Source organism: Halostagnicola alkaliphila, assembly GCF_055379965.1.
This window is the reverse complement of sequence record NZ_AP043826.1, coordinates 1,052,544-1,072,208: the sequence shown is the minus strand read 5'-3', so window position 1 is coordinate 1,072,208 and position 19,665 is coordinate 1,052,544. Positions and strand designations below refer to the sequence as shown.

General features: G+C 61.7%; 22 protein-coding genes. 12 read left to right on the top strand and 10 right to left on the bottom strand.

The features are described from left to right. The first annotated feature begins 54 nt into the window (after positions 1-54). Both ACZ5C7_RS10470 and ACZ5C7_RS10465 read left to right on the top strand, forming a co-directional pair. Positions 55-1,308 (top strand): tRNA (N(6)-L-threonylcarbamoyladenosine(37)-C(2))-methylthiotransferase, encoded by a 1,254-nt coding sequence (locus ACZ5C7_RS10470; protein ID WP_464376252.1) that lies wholly within the window; start codon positions 55-57, stop codon positions 1,306-1,308. Between the two features lie 130 nt (positions 1,309-1,438). Next, positions 1,439-1,675: a glutathione S-transferase N-terminal domain-containing protein gene (locus ACZ5C7_RS10465; protein ID WP_464376251.1), complete on the top strand. Its 237-nt coding sequence runs from the start codon at positions 1,439-1,441 to the stop codon at positions 1,673-1,675. 29 nt (positions 1,676-1,704) lie between these two features. Here the strand turns inward: ACZ5C7_RS10465 and ACZ5C7_RS10460 are convergent, their stop codons facing one another. Continuing rightward, positions 1,705-2,244 (bottom strand): HIT family protein, encoded by a 540-nt coding sequence (locus tag ACZ5C7_RS10460; protein ID WP_464376250.1) that lies wholly within the window; start codon positions 2,242-2,244, stop codon positions 1,705-1,707. Between the two features lie 287 nt (positions 2,245-2,531). Here ACZ5C7_RS10460 and ACZ5C7_RS10455 point away from each other — a divergent pair, with 287 nt between their 5' ends. Next, positions 2,532-2,732 (top strand): DUF7835 family putative zinc beta-ribbon protein, encoded by a 201-nt coding sequence (locus ACZ5C7_RS10455; RefSeq protein ID WP_464376249.1) that lies wholly within the window; start codon positions 2,532-2,534, stop codon positions 2,730-2,732. Between the two features lie 143 nt (positions 2,733-2,875). Here ACZ5C7_RS10455 and map read toward each other — a convergent pair whose 3' ends face one another. From map to ACZ5C7_RS10440, 3 genes are all read right to left on the bottom strand, one after another. Continuing rightward, complete coding sequence (gene map, locus ACZ5C7_RS10450) at positions 2,876-3,772, bottom strand: type II methionyl aminopeptidase (protein ID WP_464376248.1); 897 nt, start codon at positions 3,770-3,772, stop codon at positions 2,876-2,878. Between the two features lie 153 nt (positions 3,773-3,925). After that, on the bottom strand, positions 3,926-4,063 hold the full coding sequence (locus ACZ5C7_RS10445) for a hypothetical protein (protein WP_464376247.1): 138 nt from the start codon (positions 4,061-4,063) through the stop codon (positions 3,926-3,928). A gap of 127 nt (positions 4,064-4,190) precedes the next feature. Next, on the bottom strand, positions 4,191-5,108 hold the full coding sequence (locus tag ACZ5C7_RS10440) for an isoaspartyl peptidase/L-asparaginase (RefSeq protein ID WP_464376246.1): 918 nt from the start codon (positions 5,106-5,108) through the stop codon (positions 4,191-4,193). A gap of 168 nt (positions 5,109-5,276) precedes the next feature. Between ACZ5C7_RS10440 and ACZ5C7_RS10435 the strand changes: the two genes are divergently transcribed. Both ACZ5C7_RS10435 and icd read left to right on the top strand, forming a co-directional pair. Continuing rightward, a complete protein-coding gene (locus ACZ5C7_RS10435) occupies positions 5,277-5,537 on the top strand; it encodes a hypothetical protein (RefSeq protein ID WP_464376245.1) in 261 nt (86 codons plus the stop codon). 113 nt (positions 5,538-5,650) lie between these two features. Next, the gene (gene icd, locus ACZ5C7_RS10430; RefSeq protein ID WP_464376244.1) at positions 5,651-6,913 is read left to right on the top strand and encodes an isocitrate dehydrogenase (NADP(+)); all 1,263 of its coding nucleotides are present in this window, start codon (positions 5,651-5,653) and stop codon (positions 6,911-6,913) included. Between the two features lie 225 nt (positions 6,914-7,138). On the opposite strand, the gene ACZ5C7_RS10425 is transcribed toward icd, so the two are convergent. Further along, positions 7,139-8,533 carry a hypothetical protein gene (locus tag ACZ5C7_RS10425; protein WP_464376243.1) on the bottom strand — a complete coding sequence of 465 codons (1,395 nt, stop codon included), beginning with the start codon at positions 8,531-8,533 and terminating at the stop codon, positions 7,139-7,141. A 145-nt stretch (positions 8,534-8,678) separates the two neighbouring features. Here ACZ5C7_RS10425 and ACZ5C7_RS10420 point away from each other — a divergent pair, with 145 nt between their 5' ends. Continuing rightward, a complete protein-coding gene (locus ACZ5C7_RS10420) occupies positions 8,679-9,119 on the top strand; it encodes a GNAT family N-acetyltransferase (protein WP_464376242.1) in 441 nt (146 codons plus the stop codon). 37 nt (positions 9,120-9,156) lie between these two features. Here the strand turns inward: ACZ5C7_RS10420 and ACZ5C7_RS10415 are convergent, their stop codons facing one another. Continuing rightward, positions 9,157-9,777: a DUF7509 family protein gene (locus tag ACZ5C7_RS10415; protein ID WP_464376241.1), complete on the bottom strand. Its 621-nt coding sequence runs from the start codon at positions 9,775-9,777 to the stop codon at positions 9,157-9,159. A 95-nt stretch (positions 9,778-9,872) separates the two neighbouring features. On the opposite strand from ACZ5C7_RS10415, the gene ACZ5C7_RS10410 reads away from it, so the two are divergent. Continuing rightward, positions 9,873-10,259: a helix-turn-helix domain-containing protein gene (locus tag ACZ5C7_RS10410; RefSeq protein WP_464376240.1), complete on the top strand. Its 387-nt coding sequence runs from the start codon at positions 9,873-9,875 to the stop codon at positions 10,257-10,259. An 18-nt stretch (positions 10,260-10,277) separates the two neighbouring features. On the opposite strand, the gene ACZ5C7_RS10405 is transcribed toward ACZ5C7_RS10410, so the two are convergent. Both ACZ5C7_RS10405 and ACZ5C7_RS10400 read right to left on the bottom strand, forming a co-directional pair. Beyond that, positions 10,278-11,012, bottom strand: coding sequence for an SDR family NAD(P)-dependent oxidoreductase (locus ACZ5C7_RS10405; RefSeq protein ID WP_464376239.1), 735 nt, complete (start codon positions 11,010-11,012; stop codon positions 10,278-10,280). A gap of 56 nt (positions 11,013-11,068) precedes the next feature. Beyond that, entirely contained in the window at positions 11,069-12,424 is a 1,356-nt protein-coding gene (locus tag ACZ5C7_RS10400; protein WP_464376238.1) for an NRAMP family divalent metal transporter, read from the bottom strand. Between the two features lie 454 nt (positions 12,425-12,878). On the opposite strand from ACZ5C7_RS10400, the gene ACZ5C7_RS10395 reads away from it, so the two are divergent. The 3 genes from ACZ5C7_RS10395 to ACZ5C7_RS10385 all read left to right on the top strand — a co-directional run bounded on the left by ACZ5C7_RS10395 (position 12,879) and on the right by ACZ5C7_RS10385 (position 14,206). Next, positions 12,879-13,403 carry a DUF5817 domain-containing protein gene (locus tag ACZ5C7_RS10395; protein WP_464376237.1) on the top strand — a complete coding sequence of 175 codons (525 nt, stop codon included), beginning with the start codon at positions 12,879-12,881 and terminating at the stop codon, positions 13,401-13,403. Positions 13,404-13,471: 68 nt separating this feature from the next. After that, on the top strand, positions 13,472-13,615 hold the full coding sequence (locus tag ACZ5C7_RS10390) for a hypothetical protein (RefSeq protein WP_464376236.1): 144 nt from the start codon (positions 13,472-13,474) through the stop codon (positions 13,613-13,615). Between the two features lie 225 nt (positions 13,616-13,840). Beyond that, a complete protein-coding gene (locus ACZ5C7_RS10385; RefSeq protein ID WP_464376235.1) occupies positions 13,841-14,206 on the top strand; it encodes a hypothetical protein in 366 nt (121 codons plus the stop codon). Here the strand turns inward: ACZ5C7_RS10385 and ACZ5C7_RS10380 are convergent. Both ACZ5C7_RS10380 and hmgA read right to left on the bottom strand, forming a co-directional pair. After that, entirely contained in the window at positions 14,203-14,391 is a 189-nt protein-coding gene (locus ACZ5C7_RS10380; protein WP_464376234.1) for a hypothetical protein, read from the bottom strand. The genes ACZ5C7_RS10385 and ACZ5C7_RS10380 overlap by 4 nt on opposite strands. Before the next feature lie 288 nt (positions 14,392-14,679). Continuing rightward, positions 14,680-15,939: a hydroxymethylglutaryl-CoA reductase (NADPH) gene (gene hmgA / locus ACZ5C7_RS10375; RefSeq protein ID WP_464376233.1), complete on the bottom strand. Its 1,260-nt coding sequence runs from the start codon at positions 15,937-15,939 to the stop codon at positions 14,680-14,682. 137 nt (positions 15,940-16,076) lie between these two features. Between hmgA and ACZ5C7_RS10370 the strand changes: the two genes are divergently transcribed. Both ACZ5C7_RS10370 and ACZ5C7_RS10365 read left to right on the top strand, forming a co-directional pair. Continuing rightward, positions 16,077-17,642: an amidohydrolase gene (locus tag ACZ5C7_RS10370; protein ID WP_464376232.1), complete on the top strand. Its 1,566-nt coding sequence runs from the start codon at positions 16,077-16,079 to the stop codon at positions 17,640-17,642. A gap of 233 nt (positions 17,643-17,875) precedes the next feature. Beyond that, positions 17,876-19,633: an outer membrane protein assembly factor BamB family protein gene (locus ACZ5C7_RS10365; protein WP_464376231.1), complete on the top strand. Its 1,758-nt coding sequence runs from the start codon at positions 17,876-17,878 to the stop codon at positions 19,631-19,633. Positions 19,634-19,665 lie beyond the last annotated feature (32 nt).

Genomic DNA, 19,665 nt, shown 5'->3' with positions numbered 1-19,665 from the left:
AACGTCGAATCCGTCGCGCTTTTGGCCGACGAGCCCAGACTACCTTCTAAACGAATGGCCCGGTATCACATCGAGACGTACGGCTGTACGTCGAACCGCGGAGAGAGCCGCGAGATCGAGCGGCGGCTCCGCGACGCGGGCCACCACCAGGTCGAGGGACCCGAACAGGCGGACGTCGCCATCCTCAACACCTGCACGGTCGTCGAAAAGACCGAGCAGAACATGCTCCGCCGCGCCGAAGAGCTGGCCGACGAAACCGCGGACCTGTTCATCACGGGCTGTATGGCCCTCGCGCAGGGCGAAGAGTTCGCGGGCGCGGGAATCGACGGCGAGGTGCTCCACTGGGACGAGGTTCCCGAGGCCGTCACGAACGGCGAGTGCCCGACGACGACGCCGGACGCGGAGCCGATCCTGCAGGGCGTCATCGGCATTCTCCCGATCGCTCGCGGTTGTATGTCGGATTGTTCGTACTGCATCACTAAGCAAGCGACCGGAAAAATCGACTCCCCCCCGATCGAAGAAAACGTCGAGAAAGCCCGCGCACTCGTCCACGCCGGTGCGAAGGAGATTCGCATTACCGGTCAAGACACGGGCGTCTACGGGTGGGACAAAGGCGAGCGGACGCTTCACGAACTCCTCGAGCGGATCTGTGCCATCGACGGCGACTTTCGGGTCCGCGTCGGAATGGCGAACCCGAAGGGGGTCCACGGCATCCGCGAGGAACTGGCAACTGTCTTCGCCGATAACGAGAAACTCTACAACTTCCTCCACGCGCCGGTCCAATCGGGCTCGGACGACGTGCTGGGCGATATGCGCCGACAACACCAGGTCGAGGAGTACCTCGAGGTCGTCGACACGTTCGATTCGACGCTCGAGTACTGGACGCTATCGACCGATTTCATCGTCGGCTTCCCGACCGAGACGGATCACGACCACGAACAGTCGATGGCCCTGCTTCGAGAAACTCGGCCCGAGAAACTCAACGTAACGCGATTTTCGAAGCGGCCGGGAACCGACGCCGCCGAGATGAAGGGACTGGGCGGCACGATCAAAAAAGAGCGCTCGAAGGCGATGAGCGACCTCAAACTCGATATCGTGGGCGGAGCCTACGAAGAGATGGTCGGCGAGGTGCGAGAGGACGCACTCGTCGTCGAGGACGGAACCGCCGACTCCGTGAAGTGCCGGGACGGCGCGTACCGCCAGATCATCGTCCAGAACGCCGACGATCACGGGGTCGAAATCGGCGACTTCGTCGATCTCGAGATCACCGGCCAAAATACGGTATACGCGTTCGGGGAGCCCCTCTAGCCTTCGATTCCCACAGTTCTATATTCGGGAAAGTGGCAACTTTTGACGCGAATACGCGACGATGGCGGAGTTCTCGGTAGCGGTTGCAGACGACACCCACTCTTTTGCGGTTTCGAGACGAAGCCAGGGTATGATCACGCTCTACCAGCTCGAGGGCTGTCCGTACTGTGAAATCGTCGACGAGGAACTCGAGGCGCTCGATATCGACTACGAGAGCGTCTGGGTGGAGGGGCTACATTCGGAGCGAAACGAGGTCAAACGCGTTTCCGGCCAACGACAGGTGCCGCTCCTCGTCGACGAGGAGTACGGCGTCACGATGGCCGAATCGGAAAACATCCTCGAGTATCTCGAGCGAACGTACGCCTAAGGCCGGTTGTCGAGCGGAAATGACTGCTGTCAATCGAACACGACGGCTCGGTCGTCACCGGGAACGCTTGTGCCGTCCTGCTCGGCGAAGGCCTCGTGAAGGTGCTCGTACGTTTCGTCGAGCGCTTCGACGATAACGGAGGTGTCTCCAATCACCGGCATGAAGTTCGTATCCCCCTGCCAACGGGGGACAATGTGAGTGTGAAGGTGGTCACCGATCGAGCCACCGGCACCCTCGCCAAGGTTGAGACCCGCGTTGAAGCCGTCGGGCTGCAGTGCCGTCTCGACGGCCTCGAACGTCCGTTGTTTGAGCCGGGCGTGATCGAGCAGTTGCTCGTCGGTGAGATCCGTGTAGTCGCCCGTGTGCACGCGCGGGATCACCATCACGTGACCGGGGCTGTAGGGATAGTTATTCAACAGAACGAACGCGTGTTCGCTCCGCGCAACGAGGAGGTTTTCTCGGTCGTTGTCGCGTTCGGGGAACTCACAGAAGACACACTCCTCGACGTCGGGGTTTTTCTTCTCACGTCTAATCCATTCGATCCGCCACGGTGCGAACACCTGGTCCATACTGGGTACATTCGAGCCGAGCCTAAAGCATTTCACTCGAAACGTCTGCCAATGGATACTGCTAGTTATACCCGTGGTTCAGCGTGTCGCGGACCCGTAATACAAACTTAACTGGCTGTCATATTCGTGGGAAAGTCGATTAATAAGTCATTAAATCCGGTTCTAAACAATCTCGAGCGTTCTCAGTGAGTGGTTTTCTCTACCCCCGTCACGTCTTGCGATTATTACGACTCAACATCCGAAATGGGACGCGGGTTTATCATACCCCTAATCTTATCCCAGTTTCAATGGCAACAACAGACAACTCATTCAATGGGATGACCGAACACTGCGACGATTGCGGACTCGAAACGGTCCACGAAGTGAACGTGCAGATTCGAACCGAGAGCCTCAAACAGGAAAACGCACAGTTCTCGCGTGAGCCATACCGCGTGGCCGAGTGTCAGCGCTGTGGGAACCGGACGAGCCAACGGATGAACAACGCCTGAGTGGGTGCCAGAAGGCGCCGATAGTCAGCAGTAAAACAGTTGCACGGAGTCAACGACGACAGGTGGGATCTCCGTGCTGTTATTTTTTGGCCTCGGTCGTGATAGAGAATGTCTATGACTGCTTTGGAACACTCGAGTCTGCCCTAAATCGTCGTTACCTCACAACCATCTTCCGTGACGATGATCGTGTGTTCTTTCTGGCTCACGAGACACCCTTCGTCTTCTTTGAGAACGGGATAACCGTGAACGATGCTGTTGCGTTTGAGTCGTCGCAACGCGACCTCTGGCCGACCAGTCTCGAGCCACCGCGTCGCGAACGGGAGGGTCCGAAACTCGTCGGTGATCTGCTCGAGAGCTTCTCGAGCCTGCCGGTTTCGGACCGATCCGTCCCGTTCGAGCGAGAAGATTTCCTCGCTCGAGCCCTCCGTCACCTTCCCGCCGCCGTCCGTCGCGAACGGTTCGATAGCAACGACATCGCCGGTCTCGAGGGTCGTTCCCTGTGAAACGGCGCGATTCGGGATGTTCGGGCTCGTGTGTTGCTCCCAGTGGCCCAGACCGTGACCGGTGAGGTTGACGACGGGATTGTAGCCGTAGCCGTCGATCACGTCCTCGATTTCGGCACCGATGTCGCCCGTCTGCACGCCGGGTTCGATGACGTCGATCGCGGCTTGGAGTGCCTGTTCGGGGGCCTCGGCGAGTTCCGGGTTTCCGGAGAGATCGACGGTGATAGCGGTATCAGCCAGCCAGCCGTCGATATGGACGCCGATATCGAGGTTGATCATCTCCTCGCCGAAGGTCGACTCGTCGTCGATGCTCGGCGTCGCGTGTGCCGCCTCCTCGTCGATCGAAATATTCACCGGAAACGCCGGCTTTCCGCCCAGTTCTCGAATTCTGTCTTCGGCGTATTCGGCGATCTCGAGGTGACTCGCACCGACCTCGACGCGCTCTGCGGTCTCCGCGCGGACCTGCGAGAGGATTTCGCCGGCTTCGCGGTGCTTTTCGTACATCTCCGCCTCAAGATCGACTTCCGTTTCGCTCATGTACCCGGGTTGTATCGGTCGGCAAAAAGAGGTTCCGCCTGCCGACTGTGCGATGACGCCGGACGAACCCGACGTTATCGTGGCGGATAGACGCAAGACATCGGCGGATGGGACTCACCGGTCGGTTCGCGGAGAGGCAAGATGAGAAGGAAGTTACGAACGGGACACGGGAGACGAGTCGGAGCCGCCGGTCCACTCGCAGTCGGGACAGGCGACAACGCCTTGGACGTTCGACAGCGTCGCTCGACAAAGCGGACACCGTTGGGCCGCGTGCTGTGGTGGGCGGAGCATTATCGACATATTTTCATCGACAATAATAAATATGTCCTACGACGATCGTCGATATTACGACGTGGTCTGCGGAACGCTCGGTCGAAAAGAAGGAAGACAAAAGCGCGTTAGAGTGGATTATCGCAGGTTACCGTCGTTTCGCCGTCTGCATCGCATCGCTGTTGTACGCCGATCCCAGATGACCTCGTGCGTCGACGACGATTACGCCGGCAGTTGATCCGGTCAGTTCCGCGAACTCCTCGATGGCGAGCTCGGCAGCCGCATCCGCCTCGAGGCCGCGCTCGACGTGTCTTCCAACCCGCCGCGAGAGCGTCGTTCGGGCGATATCCTCTCCGGCTCCGGTCGCGCTTACCGCTGCCGCCCGCGAGCAGTAAAAGCCGGCCCCGACCTGCGGAACGTCGCCGACGCGACCGGCGAGGGCCAGCCAGCGACCGCCCGTCGACGTTGCGGCCGCGAGGGAATCGCCGTCGCACGCGACCGCACCGACGGTGTCGTGATCGTGTTCATCATCGATACCCCGTGGGCCGTCATCTGCGTCGGACTCGCCTCTTCCGCCCGGATCCGTCTCTCCGAAGCGGTCGTCGATCCACTCGAGTTGAGTCTGCGTGCCGCCGGCTGGGACCTCAAGAGCGTCCCACTTTTCGCGGGTGCGATCGGTCCAGAGATCGGCGTCGACCTCGACGTCGAACGCCTCCGCGAGATCGACGGCGTGATCGCCCGAGACGAACGTGTGTGGCGTCTCTTCCATGACGATCCGTGCGGCACAACCCGCACGCTCGACTCCCTCCATCGAACAGACGGCGCCGATGGAACGTTCGTCGGTCATGATTCCCGCATCCGTTCGGATCTTCCCGTCACTCTGGACGGCGCTCCCGACGCCCGCGTTGAATCGTGGTGAGGACTCGAGAGCGCCGACGGCGGTCACGACCGCGTCGACGACGTCGGTTTCGGCTGCACCCGCATCGGCGGCATCCTCGAGGACCGCCCGTCTCTCGGTCGGGTTTTTGGGATTGCTTCCAGCCCCACCGTGAACGACGATTTGCATGTCCTGATGTGGTGATCCCGGGGGATTAACTCTCCCGGTCACGGGCCTCGAGTACCGAACTGTTGTCCGTCGGTTCGGGTATCGTCGACCGGTATCGAACCGTTCAAATATCGACTATCGTACCGCTTCCCGTACACTTACCACGTCCTACCGTGTACCCGGACGACGATGACGCCACTCGTCTTTCTGGTCGGCTTCTGTCTGATCATCGGAACGATCGCAATTGGACGAGTGGTACTTGGAACGTCGACTCGGCCGACCGACAGCGGAAGCGCAACGATCGCTCTGGGTATCACAGTACTGGCCGCGTTCTGGGTCACGCTCGAGGAATCGGTGCTGACGAGCGGAGGACGGGTCGCGATCGGTGGATTCGGTTCGGTACTGATCGTGATCGGATTAGTCCTCGTGATCCGTCAGTGGGACGAATAACCCCGACGGTGAGCGGGCAGGTTGTTTTTTGCTCGATAAAGCACCCTGACTTAAAAAAGCGCTCGAGAGAAATGGTAGACCTTTTACCCTCATCGAAGAACCGTACAGACGAAATGAGCTACGACAAGATCGAAGTTCCCGGACAAGGGGAGAAGATCACGCTGAAGGACGGTTCCGAGGACGAACTCGAGGTTCCCGATAATCCGATTATCCCGATTATCTACGGTGACGGTGTGGGCAGCGACGTTGGTCCCGCCGCACAGAAGGTGCTCGACGCCGCCGCGGATGCGACCGGCCACGAGATCAACTGGATGCGCGTCTACGCCGGCGAATCCGCCCGCGAGATGTACGACGAGAATCTTCCGGACGAGACCGTCGAAGCCATCAAAGAACACCGCGTCGCGATCAAAGGTCCGCTCACGACACCGGTCGGCGCAGGATTCCGCTCGCTGAACGTCGGTCTACGCAAACTGCTCGATCTCTACGCGAACGTTCGACCGACCTACCACCTCGACGGCGTTCCATCGCCCGTCAAAGAGCCAGAACAGATGGACATGGTCACCTTCCGAGAGAACACGGAAGACGTCTACGCCGGCATCGAGTGGGAGGCAGGCACCGACGAAGTCCAGCAGGTCAAGGAGTTCGTCGAAGACGAGATGGGCGAAGACGACGTCATCCACGACGGCGACGTCGGTATCGGCGTCAAGCCGATCACCGAGTTCGGAACGAAGCGACTCGTCCGCCGCGCCATCGACTACGCCTTAGAGCACGACCGAGACTCGGTCACACTCGTCCACAAGGGCAACATCATGAAGTTCACCGAAGGTCAGTTCCGCGACTGGGGCTACGAGGTCGCCGAAGAGGAGTACGGTGACGAGGTCATCACCGAGGACACCCTCTGGGAGGAACAGGACGGCGAGGTCGACGACGACACGCTCGTCGTCAACGACCGCATCGCGGACAACATGCTCCAGCAGTTGCTCACGCGAACGGACAACTACGACGTCATCGCGACGATGAACTTGAATGGGGACTACATGTCCGACGCCGCCGGCGCACAGATCGGTGGCCTCGGCATCGCCCCCGGTTCGAACTTCGGCGACGGTCGCCTGCTCGCAGAGCCCGTCCACGGCTCCGCACCGAAGTACGAGGGCCAGGACAAGGTCAACCCGACCGCGATGATCCTTTCGGGTCGCATGATGCTCGAGTACATGGGCTGGAGCGACGCCGCGGACCTCGTTCGTGACGCCGTCGAAGAGACCATCTCGGAAGGTTTGGTCACCTACGACCTCGAACGACAGCTCGAGGACGCCGAGAAGCTCGCGACGAGCGAGTACGCCGAAGAAGTCGTTGCGAACATCGAAAAGCTGTCGTAGACAGCTTTTCGTCCTCTGGCGGTGAAACCGCCAGAACATCGAGAAACTAGCATAAGCTCGTTTCTCGGGCGTTCGGCTCGCGCCGAACACATCGAAAAACTGGCGTCAGCCTGTTTTTCGGCCGCTTTCGCGGCTTCACCGCGCGAACGCTGTTTTTCTTTCTTTCGAGTCTTCGACCCCCGATGGCCCTCTCGAGCCAGCAGGATCACGCGACGGCCGGAGACGCTACGAACCGACCGGCTCGCCGTCTTCCGATCGGTTCCGGACACCGGTCGGCCGCGTCGCCTCGAGAACCGCGACTGCGGCCGCGCTAATCACGAACCCGGCCATGACGAGCGACTCGAGGGCGAGCGGCGTGGCGTCGGCGCTCGGATCGATACCGATTGTGACCCCCGCAAAGACGACGATCGGGAGAACGAGCGCAGCGGGAGCCACGAGAGAGTGGTTCATCGACGGGGCCGGCATCGATAGCGGCTCCGGTTTGCGTCCGGAAACGGCGTCCAAACTCGCGTTTCGACCCCCGAGAGCGGTGGCCACGATGAGGCTCGCGAGCAGTAACGGGCCGAGTCGGACGAACCCGAGGACGGTTAGCACGGACAGATACCCGATCGCAACGGCCCCCGTAAAACGGGTTCGCCAGCCCACGAGCAGTGCGACGCCGACCGCAGTCTGAACCACGGCAAAGGCTACGATCCAACCGCTCATCGTCGGGAGAATCACCGTCTCGATGAGCGCGCCGATCGGCGCGGCGTGTTCGGCGGCCATGGTTTCGAACGCCTCCGTTTGGACGTCCGCCGACGCCCAGCCGGGAAGTCCCAGATCGGTCCGGAAGAAGATTTCCTGCAGGAACCGATAGCCGACGAAGATCCTGAGCGCGTCCGCGGCGACGGCGACCGGTCTCGCGCCCCGGAAGACGAGCAGGAATCCGCCAGCGGTGAGCGCGGTCAGAATCGTCATCTCGAGGCCGATCGACAGGATACGCGACGTCTCGGCCGTCGGCATCGAAATCAGGTAGTACGCCGAAATCACCGCCAACCCGGCCGCCAGTTCGGGGTACCACCGACGAGGGATCGGAAGGGGCCGATTGACCGCGCGGGTCGCCCGACCGATCGCATTCGAACGAGTTGCAAGAATCGCGTCGAGTCCGTAGTATCGCGCCGCATTCGCTACGAAGACGAACGCGATCGGGACCGTAAACAGCGGCGAGGTGCGGATCGTTCCGAAGTGAAACACGGGAAGGAAGTACAGAACGCCGAAGAAAGCCGCCGGGCGGGTCCACAACCCGATAATAAGCGCGACGGCCGTAAGCAGTTGCGCGGCGGTCGCGAGGTAGCTCCACTCGGTCGCGTACGGAAGCACGGCGCTCTCGAGAAGCGTCGCATACCAGCCGTACACGCCGTCGTCGATCGCTCGTTCCGCAACTCGAGTGATGTCGCCGCCGGCGTTCGCACCGATCCAGTCCTCGTTCGTCCCCGAAGCGAGGGTCCCGGGTTTCCACCAGCCGCCGGCGATCACCTCGTACAGCAGCAACGATCCGACAAATACCCGCGTAAAGGCGATCCACGGGCCAGTTCCTCGTTCGGTTCCCGGTCCGTCCCAGGCGGATGTGTCCTCTAGCATCTTTGCAATACACTTTGTTAATTTATAATAAATTTATTCATGCCATCATTATCTCGGTCGCCAACGAAAGCGATCATATCGATCGATCAGTTGACAGTCGGCCGAAACCGCAACGTTCTCACCGCAGAATCCGTACACTCCCACGATGGCTGTAGTTCGCGTCAACGACGAGCAACGACTCGAGGACGCATTCAGCGTCCGTCAAACGGTGTTCGTCGAGGAGCAAGGCGTCGACGAGAAAATCGAGTACGACGAGCACGAAGACGACGCCGTCCACTTCACCGCGTACGAGGGCGACCCCGATACCGGCGACCCGATCGGCGCGGCTCGGCTTCGCGAACCGGACGAGGGCGTCGGAAAGGTCGAACGCGTGGCGGTACTCGAGTCACACCGCGAGAACGGCATCGGACAAGAGTTGATGGACGCCCTCGAGGCGGAGGCCAGCTCGGACGACCTAGAAACGCTCAAGCTTCACGCACAGACTCGAGCGGCCGGGTTCTATCGCGAACTCGGCTACGAGCGTTACGGCGAGGAGTTCGAAGAGGCGGGGATTCCCCACGTCGCGATGAAAAAGTCTCTCGAGTGATCCCGCGGGTAGTCGAAATAGCGGGAGTCCCTGCTACTTACTCGAGTCGCGGCAACTCGCCGGTTCGTTCCTTGCGAATGAGATCGCGAACGAACAACCGAAGCTGTCGTGCCAGATCCGCTCGGTCGTCGTAGGAGTAGATGCGCACCTCCCATCGATCGCGGACGGCCGCGATCATCGCGCTCCGAACGCTCGGTTCGTGGACGAACATCACCCGTTCTCGGCGGTTATCGGCGGTCTCGTCGTCGAACAGCGCTTCGAGAACGGCTCCGGTCTCGATGCCGACGCCGAGGTTGTCGCCGACCGCAGGGACGACGTAGACGATGGCATTGCTCGCACGGGCGAATTCGATGCTCTGCGTCGCCGCGTCCATCTCCTCGAGTGGAACGTCGATATCGATAGCGAGAAAGGCGTTGACGCCGGCGTTCGTTCGGAGCCGGTCGCGGACCTCGAGCAACAGGTCAAGCGCGGCTTCGTCGTGCTCGAGAACGTGATTCGAATCGACGAGCGCCCCGAAATCGACCGCTTCGGGGATCGATTCGGGTTCGGCGTGCTCGAGAGCCCGTTCGACGTCGAACGCTTCGTAGGGCCCCATCAAATAGACGAGAAATCGCGGTCGCTGCAGGTCGCCGAGTTCGGCGATCAGACGGTCGCGCATACCGGTGTTGCTGCGCGATACTATATAAATACGAGCTATTTCAGTAATCACTGAGTCAGCGAATACTTAAGCGATCGCACGGACAAGAGATTCATATGGCAGAGTCCGAACGGGTGGCGGGGCGAGAACGCGAGGGATTACTGCCCGAAAATAGCGTCCTCTCGCTCGAGGAGTACCTCGCGATGCAGCGGTCGATCGGGAACGAAACGAGGTTTCGAATCGTCGATACGCTCGTCGAAGACGGGCCCCAAAGCGCCAGCGAACTTCGTGACAAGCTCGAGGTCCGGTCGAACGCGTTGCACTACCATCTCGAGGAACTCGTCGAAGTCGGCTTGATCGAAAATCGAAAGCGAAAATCGCCCGACAAGGACGGATTGTACTCCTACTACCGAGCGACCTCACTTGGCGAAGGGATTCTCACCGACGGCGTCCGCGAACTCATGGCTCGAGAGTGGGACGCACTCGAGGAATACGGCAAGTAACCGTCGCCGCAAATCGACTTATCGAAACTGCATGCCGCCGTTGACACAGAGCACTTCGCCCTGTACGTATGGATTCTCGAGCAGGTACTCGACTGAGTGAGCGATCGCGTCGGGTTCGCAGGCGTACTGGGGTAGGTGGGTGTCGATTCCCTCGTGGCCCCGAAACTCGACGGACTCGAGGTAGTCGACGATATCGTCGTTCAGTTCCGTTTCGACGGGCCCCGGCGCGACCGCGTTTACCTGCACGCCGTCGTCCCCGAGTTCACGGGCGAGCGAGCGGGTAAGTCCGTGTAACCCGGCCTTGCTTGCGGCGTAGGATGCATCGACGGTTCCGGCCGTTCCACCGATACTCGAGATCATCACCACGTCTCCCCCGGTTTCACGGAGATCCGGGGCCGCAGCCTGAGTGACGGAAAACGCCCCGGTCAGGTTCGTCGTGACGACCTCCTCGAACGTTTCCGGCTCGAGTTCCTCGAGCGGCGCTGGCTCGACGATGCCTGCGTTGTTGACCACGGCGTCGATCGAGTCGAACGCGTCGCGCGTCCGCTCTATGAGCGCCGTGACATCGGCTGGCTTCGAAACGTCCGCCTGGATAGCGGTTGCGGTAGACCCGGAGGATTCGACACGTTCGACCGTTTCTTCGGCCGCATCCTCGTCGGACCGGTAGTTGACTACGATCTCGTGTTCGTGAGCCAGTCGAGTCGCGATCGCTCGTCCGATTCCTCGGCTTCCACCGGTAACGATGACTGCCATAGAGACAAATCGGGACCGTCGGTCTTACTGCTGCCGAAATTGTAACCGGGACCCCGTCAGAGAACGTTGTCTCGGACATACCGACCGCAAAGCCCGAGCATCGCGATCACCATCGCGACGGCGAATGCGACGACGAACGCCGAGGCCGGTTCCGTGACCGTCGCGAGTTCGCCGCGAACGAATTCTCCCGCAAGTACGATCGCGACGAGAAGCAGGGCAATCCCACCGACGTTCTCGAGAAGCGAGTTCGTCTCGGGAACGACGTCGGAATCGTTCAACAGGTAGAGGATCACGATGAGTGCAAACGGCGTCCCGACGAGTCCGAACGCGAGAACGAGAACGAGCAACTGGAAGAACGAACCGCCGAGGAACGCCCCGAGCGCGGAGACGAGCGCGACGACGACGATCATCGCGCGGAATCGAGGATCCTCGACGGACTGCTCCCAGCCCAGTTTGTCGGCGAGGAGGTACGGCGGAACGATCGTGTTCCCGCCGAGCGTCGAAATCGCGGCACCCCACAATCCGAGGAGGAACAGCCAGACGGCGTATTCGCCTGCAACCGGGCCGAGCGCCTCCGCGGCCTGAATTTCGGTGATCGTCGCCGGATCGAACCCGGATTCGGGCAACACGCTCGCGGCGACGAGGAAGATCGCGAGGCTGAAAATCCCGAACGCGACGAGCATCGAGCTAATGATATCGAACCGGGCGAGCGAGATATCGTCTCGAGTCCAGCCTCGAGCCTGCATCGTGTAACTCTGCATCGTCAAGAGCGTGATGTGGACGGCACCGCCGAGGACACCCGCCGCGACGAGTGCGCCGCCGACTCCCGCCGGAATCTCGGGTTGAAGCCCCGAGACTGCGGCGCTCGTGTCGATCGGGACGACGAACGCGGCGGCGAGGAACGCGAGCACGACCAGCGAGACGATGACTTTCACGCCGATTTCTGCGAATCGGTAGCCACCGCCGGCGAGGGTTAGTGCGAGGAAAATCGCCCAGATGACGCCCCACAGTCGTGGGTCGGCCGCGGCGGCGAATCCAGCACTACCGACCATCGTCGCACTGACGTCGGCGAGCGTCTGCATGATCACCAGTTGTGCGAGCCCGGAGGCGAGGACGGCGTCGATGAGGAGCACCCACGCCCAGAACTCGCCGAGGTGTTCCTCGACGACGGCGATGATTCCTTTCTCGGTGAGCAATCCGAGTCGCATCGCGAGATACTGGCCGATCGTGCCCAGGACGGCAGCGACGATGACGACCCACAGGAGCGCGTAGCCGAAACTCGCACCCGCAGTGAGCAGACTCGCCATCGTCGCCGGTCCCGCGGCGATCGCACCGGCGAGCCACGTCGGCCCGAGCTGTCTGAGGAACGTCTCGATACGACCACCGTGTACCTGTCGCGACTCCGTTGCCATCGGCCCATTTTACCAAAGGGAGTTTATAACTCCGTGGTATTTGGGCGTGTTTATGGTGCCGAGTATTCATTTACGGCGGCGTTCTCGAGAGAGAGTTTTCGACGACGCATCGATCCATTGTGGTCCAAACGGGCGATAAATCGGGTAGTTGGCGGATATCGAACCCGACACTCATTCCTGCCGACTCGGATTCTCCCGAAGCGGCTGGAAATAATCACACCACGAACAGTTTCGTCGCCGTGGTTCGTCGCCGCGTGTGGCTGGTCTCCGTGAATCGGAAAAACCACCGGGTTCACAGACGATCGCTTTGCGGTCGATAACGAAGGCTTCGTTTCCAACTTCGGTGTCGACGTGCCTCCATCGACGTTTCTCGAGACACACTCATCATCCCCAGCAGCTTCACTTTCACTCCACTTGCCGAACGTTAAACTACGACGGGAACGACCGTCGAGGTATGTATGCCGTCGTCGGCTGTAGCGAGTGCTCGCATCTCTGGCTTCTCGAGGGGCGCTCGGAGACGACCCAGTGCCCGCGTTGTGGGTCTCGCCGGGCCTACGAGAAACGCAAAAAGTTCGTCGAAACCGAAGACGCCGATCACGCGCGAGACGTTCGTGCGTCCATGCTCGCCAATCGGCAGGGCGAGGGCGAAGCGTTCGCCGAAATGGACTCGTTCGCCACGCTCGAGACCAGAGTCGACGGCGGCGTCATCGACGACACGGCGTATCTCGAGGCGTCCGGTCTCGACGTCGAAGCAGTCGACGCCGCCGGCGAACGCGACCCTCGAGGCCCGACCCGGCGCGGAAGCAAGAAAGATGTCGTCCGGCGAGCGCTCGAGGAACTTGAGGAGCCCACAGAGGACGAAGTCGTCCAGTACGCTGGAAACCGGGGAATTTCGTCCGAGTACGCCCAAAAGGCGCTCAAAAAACTCTCGAGACAGGGCGAAGTCAGCGAACAGCGCGGACAGTACCGGACGCTGTGATATCCGCGGGAATGAGACAGTTGAGAACGATGCCCTCGATTTAAGCAACCCGACGGTGAATAATCAGTATGGATCTCAGTGAGTTCCTCGAGGGGGATGCGCTTACCGGGCGGCAAGCGGCGATTATCTTCTTCGTCTTCCTCAGTCTCATTATCATTGCGGGGATACTCCTGATACTGTTCGGGGATATCTTCCAGGATCTGTTCACGTAGCCGGCGACGGACTGATACGGACTACTGTGAGTCATTACAGATGCAACCGCGACCGCCCTGCGGTTGCAACGGTTGACTCGCTTCGCTCCTCCACCGATGCTCGTCTCACACGGTTCGACTCACCACCGGCAAATCGTTACAGCAGACCGCATGAGTGAACCCCGACACGGGTAGTGAATGATATCGAATCGTCATGGCTATCCCCGCCCGCTCGAAACGACGGCTATGGGAGAGACGGTCGAAACGGTCGACGTTCAGGGGACCGCTATCGGTGTCGGAACCGTGATCGCGATGGCCTGTCTGGTGTACGGAACGGTCGTCAGCCAGACGATCGTCGGGATCGACACGACGGCGATAGCAATGTGGGTGTTCGCCGCAACCTTCCTCGCCGTCGGAACGCTCCACGCCGCCTACGGACACGGAAACCTCGCGTGGGGCCACGGTGGCGCGGCGGCCGGTTGGCTGTTCATCCTTCTCGGAACCACTGGATTGCAGGTGGGAATCGGACTCTTCTTGCTCCTCCTCTCGGGAGCCTACATCGTCCTCGTAACGCTTCGGCTCCGACGCGATGGAGCCAGGACGCCGACCTAGAGCCACCCGAGCGCAACGGCCAGCGAAAGACCGAACGTCGCGACCGAAAGGAGGAATTCGACCACCACGAGGAATCGGTGGGTGCGATGCAACTCGAGCAACGGGTGAACGGACGTGCCCGGATCTGGGTCCGGAGCCGAGTCGGGATCCGGCTCCGGGTCCGGGTGGGAACAGTCACAACTCATATGCGGTGGAACGCCCGCCGGTGCTCGCCGAACGGACGCATTGTCAACTACAGGATCCACGGGAAAATACCGAAGCCAACAGCGCGTGGTGAAAGTGAAAGTGGCTGTGAGAGACTACTATACCTGTATGTTGCCCACAGCGGAGACGGTAGTACGGAACGGTACTCAAAGGGAAACTGAAAGTAAACCGGTCGAGCACGTTCGACGGCGGGTGCTGTCCTGCGACCGTTTCGGGGCCTAGCTATCCGAAGCATCAGCGACCGCTACCGGCCGATCTCGCGACGGCCACTACCGGCCGAGGTCTTCGTGGGCGCTGGCGAGGTGATTCGAGGCCAGGGCGGCGAGCAAAGAGAGTTCACCCGCGAGCGCTCCGGCGGCGATCACTTCCGCGAGCGTGTCCGCATTTGAGCCCGCGGGGTCACCGCCTCCGCGGATGCCGACGATGTCCAAGGCTTCGGCCTGCGTAGGGAGTTTCGTGCCGCCGCCGACGGTTCCGACCTCGAGGGAGGCGAGCGAGACGCTCGCGTACAGATCGGTCACGGTCTCTGAGCCGCCGGACTCGGATGCCGCGGCCGCCTGCTCCCGTTCTCGAGTATCCATCGTCGTGATGGCGTTAGCCGCCTCGACGACCTGCGCCTCGTCCTGTCCGGTCGCGAGGAAGGCCGCGGCGACGACGTTCGCGGCGTGGGCGTTAAAGCCCAGACTACCCGCCTTGGCGCTTCCGATCAGGTTCTTTCGGGTGTTGGCCTCCACGATCGCCGAGGCGGTCGTGTGAAGTCGCTCCTCGAGGAGTTCACCGGGGATGACGACGTCCGCGGTGACGGATCGCCCGCGACCCTCGACGGCGTTGATCGCGGCGGGTTTCTTGTCCGAACAAAGATTTCCGGAGAGGGCGACGAGCGACGCGGGCGTTTCGTCCTCGACGATGCGACAGGCGGCCTCAGTCGCGATGGTCGCCATGTTCATCCCCATCGCGTCTTTCGTGTCGTAGGCGAACCGAAGGAACACGGAGTCGCCGACGACGTAGGGTTCGATGCCGATTACCTCGCCGTGGCTCGTGGTCTCCTCGGCAGCTTCGGCGAGTCGGTCGCCGTTTGCCTCGACCCACTCGACCGTCTCCGCGGCGTCGGCGACGCCCGAAACTCGAAAGACCGGCGCTCGAGTCATCCCGTGTTTGGTCACGCGCGCGGTGACGCCGCCGGCGTCGTCGAGCACCGAGAGCCCGCGATTGACGGAAGCTAAAAGCGCACCTTCGGTGGTGGCGAGGGGGAGATAATACTTGCCCGAGGCCGCGCCGCCGTCGATCGACACCGGTCCGGTTATCCCCATCGGAATCTGGGCGGCACCGATCATGTTCTCGATCGCCGACTCGGCCGCTTCGGCGTCGAAGCCGTAGGAGCCGATCGCCTCGAGGTCCGCGTCGGTGTCTTCCTCGAGAAGGAGCCGCCGTGCGGTCGCGGCGGTGTCGTGGTCGGCGTGGTCCTCGAGTTCGTGCAGGCGAAGGTCGCCCTCGCGGACGCGCCGAGCGAGGGAATCTGCATCTGTCATGAGTCAGCAGTCACAGCCCTCGGACCTAACAGTTGTTGATTCTCCTCGAAGGAGCGCACAGCGTCGAGAACGGACCGAGGGGAGTGGCGAAGAGCCAAACGGTTTTGGCACTCGCCGACGCCCACTCGGATAAGATCATGACCGAGGCCGCCGACCGGCTGTTCGTCGACGGGGAGATACACACGCTCGCACGGCCGTCCGAAACACACGAGGCGATGGCCGTTCGCGACGGCGAAATCGTTCGGCTCGGCCCCACGCGCGATATCGAGTTTCTCAAGGGGGTCGAAACCGACGTAATCGACTGTGCGGGGCGAGTCGTGCTCCCGGGATTCGTCGACGCCCATACGCACATGGAGAACCTCGGCAGATCCCTAGTTCACGCCGACCTCGCGGCGGCAGACACGCGCGAATCGGCGCTCGAGCGGCTGAGAGACCAGGCGACGGCCAACGACCGGGAATGGATTCTCGGCTTCGGCTACGACGAAAGCGACTGGAATGAGTCCCGGTATCTCACCCGCAAAGACCTCGACACCGTCAGCGACGAGCGGCCCGTGGTCGCGGTTCGAGTCGACATGCACACCGCCTCGTTGAACGCGGTCGCCCTCGAGAAACTCGTCGAGTCGATGCCCGAGGCGGACATCGAAACCGCCGACGGGGAGCCGACGGGAGTTGTCGTCGAAGACGCCACCGACGCCCTCTGGGAGGCGATCGAACCCGACTACGCGGAGACACAGGAACTCATCGCCGCCGCGATCGACCACGCGACAGAACTGGGCGTCACCGGCGTCCACGACATGGTCAGGCAATCGAAATCGCCGCGAGTATACCGCGACCTCGAGCAAGCGGGGGAACTCGACTGTCGGGTCCGGTTGAACTACTGGAGCGACCACCTCGAAAGCGCCGTCGACGTCGGACTCGCGACGAACGCTGGCAGCGAGTTCGTTCGGACGGGGGCGATAAAGACGTTCACGGACGGCAGTATCGGCGGTCGGACGGCGAAGGTGAGCGAGCCGTACGCGGACGGTTCGATCGACAGAGCAACCAACGGTCACGATGGAGAACGAAACCGAGGGCAGTGGGTCGTCGATCCTGCCGAACTCGACAGCCTCGCGACTCGAGCCGATGAGGCGGGCTTTCAGCTCTCGGTGCACGCGATCGGCGACGAGGCGATCGAGGAGACGATTGCGGTGCTCGAGACAACGGCCAATCCCTCCGGGTCGCGCCATCGGATCGAGCACGCCGAACTCGCCAGCGACGAGGTGATCGAACGCATGGCAGACGCCGACATCGTCGCCTCGATGCAACCGAACTTCCACCAGTGGGCGGACGAGGGCGGCCTCTACGATCAGCGGCTCGGTCAGTCGCGGCGACGGCGATCGAACCGGCTCCGGACGATGCTCGAGGCGGGCGTTGCGCTCGCGTTCGGTTCGGACTGCATGCCTCTCGATCCGTTGCTCGGCGTCCACCACGCCGTGAACGCGCCCGCCGACGCCCAGCGGCTGTCGGTCACCGAAGCGCTCCGCGCGTACACGCTCGGCGGGGCCTACGCCGGATTCGACGAGGATCGACTCGGGACCCTCGAGGTCGGGAAACGGGCTGATCTGGTGGTGCTCGAGGCGTCGCCGTGGGAACAATCGGATCGGATCGAGGAGATAGACGTATCGATGACCGCCGTCGACGGAGAAGTTATCTTCGAACGGTGAAAAACACGAATAGCGCAGAAGGGGCTCTCGAGGTCAACTCGACGGTCGGTCGAACGGAAAGATCGATACGCAGGCCCACGAACTGAGCGACAACAATCTCCTCGAATGGAGATGCCGAGAGTTTCACTCAGTTGGGTCTGAGCGTCAGTTCCAACCGATCTAAAACAGTTTTTCAGAGAGAAATACCGATTATAGATTAGATAATATTATGACTGGTTCTGTTGTTGACTCGTATGGCTCAGTGGGGACGACGATCGATACTGGCAACCTGTGCAACGCTTTCGACTACCGGCGCGCTCGCGTCGATCAGTGCTGTGGCCGCTGAGACTCCAGCAGATTCGGCGGGAACGGCATCGAGTTCCGTTTCGGCCGACGACCCGGCGGGCTGGTCCTCGGCTCGGGGGAACGCTACGAACTCTCGCTCCCTGCCGCTCGAGGACGGGTTCCCGGAGTTGGACACCGAAGCCTGGCGGTACGAACTACCAGGAACCACCCACGCCACAGAGGGTCGAGTCGCCGTCGCCGACGGTCAGATCTACGTCCAGACGGAGACCGAACTCTTCGCGCTCGACGCCGACGACGGCGAGTTCGTCTGGGAGAGCGAGATTTCGTCCGAGAATCGACCGACCGTCGCCGACGACACGGTTTACGTCGGCAGTCAGGGCCGCGTCACCGCGTTCGACGTGGCGGACGGTTCGGTCCGGTGGGATCGGGAGTTCGATACCGACGGCCAAATTCACAGTCCCGCGGCTTCCGACGGATCGATCTACGTCACCGCTTCCGGAACGCTCTACGCGCTCGACGGCGACGACGGGTCGAGTCGGTGGGAACGCGACGAGATCGAAGTGCGACCGAATAACGAGGGTGTGGGCGATCCCGTTCCGGCATCGTTCGAAACGGACACGGTTGCCGTTATGGACGGGTCCGTCTATGCGAGAACGGATCGGGTCCAGTTCGGCGACGACGACTCTCGCGAGACCGAGTTCCCCGGTGGGATCGCCGCGATTGAATCGGCGACGGGCGAACCAGAGTGGGCGATCGCGTTCGAGGACGGAATTCCCAGATCCCCCATCGCGGCTGATGAGTTCGTCTACGCCCCGTACTTGCACTCGAGCGGGTTTAACGAGACCGGGCCCTTGCTCGACCCCGACACGGGTGAGCACCTAGGAGATTCAGATCGCACGGTAGCCGGAATGTCCGACGTTCGAATCACGACATTTCCCAGCCGCGGCACTATCAGTGCCCACACGTCCGGCTCCGGGGAGGATTGGACTATCTCCACCGCCGAGTACGGCTGGGCCGTTCCGATCATCGCCGGAGACACGCTACTGGTCTCCCACCGACTGCGAGAAGAGTGGGAAGACTCAGAGTATCCCGACAGTTCGATCATCGCGTTCGATCTAGAAGACGGGTCAACGAAGTGGAATCTGGAAGTCGATGGACCGCTCGAGATCGCCGCCGTCGACGGAAATACGCTCTATGTCGTGGCCAATTCCGAACTCATCGCGCTGCGTGCGTCCGACGCCACATCGGACGACGGAAATGATAACGACGATGAGGGCGACGGAGACAACGACGAGGGCGACGAAGGCGACGACTGTGAGTGTGAAGACGGAAACGACGACGGTAACGGCGATAGCGACGAAGACAGTGGAAACAGCGACGATGGAAGCGGCGGCGGGGACGACGGAAACAGCGACGATGGAAGCGGCGGCGGGGACGACGGAAGTGGCGGTGACGAAAGCAACGGAGGCGACGGAAACGGTGACGACGCCAGCGACGAGAACGGTGGCATCGAAGACGACGGTGGTTCGAACGGTGGAGACGACGATAACGCTTCGAACGAGGACGCAACTGAGACGGACGATGACGACGGTATGCCCGGATTCACGGCCGGTGCCGGTATCCTCGGCGGCGCGGCCACCCTCGAGTGGCTGCGCCGAAGTGCCGCTGTCGACGAATCGACCGACGTGGACGAACCGGCCGAGTAACGGCTTCTCCGAATGTGGCGAACGGGACGAGA

Bases quoted from the DNA above. Each gene is read 5' to 3' on its own strand.
- ACZ5C7_RS10470 (WP_464376252.1), top strand. From the start codon at position 55: ATGGCCCGGTATCACATCGAGACGTACGGCTGTACGTCGAACCGCGGA.
- ACZ5C7_RS10465 (WP_464376251.1), top strand. From the start codon at position 1,439: ATGATCACGCTCTACCAGCTCGAGGGCTGTCCGTACTGTGAAATCGTC.
- ACZ5C7_RS10460 (WP_464376250.1), bottom strand. From the start codon at position 2,244: ATGGACCAGGTGTTCGCACCGTGGCGGATCGAATGGATTAGACGTGAG.
- ACZ5C7_RS10455 (WP_464376249.1), top strand. From the start codon at position 2,532: ATGGCAACAACAGACAACTCATTCAATGGGATGACCGAACACTGCGAC.
- map (WP_464376248.1), bottom strand. From the start codon at position 3,772: ATGAGCGAAACGGAAGTCGATCTTGAGGCGGAGATGTACGAAAAGCAC.
- ACZ5C7_RS10445 (WP_464376247.1), bottom strand. From the start codon at position 4,063: ATGCTCCGCCCACCACAGCACGCGGCCCAACGGTGTCCGCTTTGTCGA.
- ACZ5C7_RS10440 (WP_464376246.1), bottom strand. From the start codon at position 5,108: ATGCAAATCGTCGTTCACGGTGGGGCTGGAAGCAATCCCAAAAACCCG.
- ACZ5C7_RS10435 (WP_464376245.1), top strand. From the start codon at position 5,277: ATGACGCCACTCGTCTTTCTGGTCGGCTTCTGTCTGATCATCGGAACG.
- icd (WP_464376244.1), top strand. From the start codon at position 5,651: ATGAGCTACGACAAGATCGAAGTTCCCGGACAAGGGGAGAAGATCACG.
- ACZ5C7_RS10425 (WP_464376243.1), bottom strand. From the start codon at position 8,533: ATGCTAGAGGACACATCCGCCTGGGACGGACCGGGAACCGAACGAGGA.
- ACZ5C7_RS10420 (WP_464376242.1), top strand. From the start codon at position 8,679: ATGGCTGTAGTTCGCGTCAACGACGAGCAACGACTCGAGGACGCATTC.
- ACZ5C7_RS10415 (WP_464376241.1), bottom strand. From the start codon at position 9,777: ATGCGCGACCGTCTGATCGCCGAACTCGGCGACCTGCAGCGACCGCGA.
- ACZ5C7_RS10410 (WP_464376240.1), top strand. From the start codon at position 9,873: ATGGCAGAGTCCGAACGGGTGGCGGGGCGAGAACGCGAGGGATTACTG.
- ACZ5C7_RS10405 (WP_464376239.1), bottom strand. From the start codon at position 11,012: ATGGCAGTCATCGTTACCGGTGGAAGCCGAGGAATCGGACGAGCGATC.
- ACZ5C7_RS10400 (WP_464376238.1), bottom strand. From the start codon at position 12,424: ATGGCAACGGAGTCGCGACAGGTACACGGTGGTCGTATCGAGACGTTC.
- ACZ5C7_RS10395 (WP_464376237.1), top strand. From the start codon at position 12,879: ATGTATGCCGTCGTCGGCTGTAGCGAGTGCTCGCATCTCTGGCTTCTC.
- ACZ5C7_RS10390 (WP_464376236.1), top strand. From the start codon at position 13,472: ATGGATCTCAGTGAGTTCCTCGAGGGGGATGCGCTTACCGGGCGGCAA.
- ACZ5C7_RS10385 (WP_464376235.1), top strand. From the start codon at position 13,841: ATGGGAGAGACGGTCGAAACGGTCGACGTTCAGGGGACCGCTATCGGT.
- ACZ5C7_RS10380 (WP_464376234.1), bottom strand. From the start codon at position 14,391: ATGAGTTGTGACTGTTCCCACCCGGACCCGGAGCCGGATCCCGACTCG.
- hmgA (WP_464376233.1), bottom strand. From the start codon at position 15,939: ATGACAGATGCAGATTCCCTCGCTCGGCGCGTCCGCGAGGGCGACCTT.
- ACZ5C7_RS10370 (WP_464376232.1), top strand. From the start codon at position 16,077: ATGACCGAGGCCGCCGACCGGCTGTTCGTCGACGGGGAGATACACACG.
- ACZ5C7_RS10365 (WP_464376231.1), top strand. From the start codon at position 17,876: ATGGCTCAGTGGGGACGACGATCGATACTGGCAACCTGTGCAACGCTT.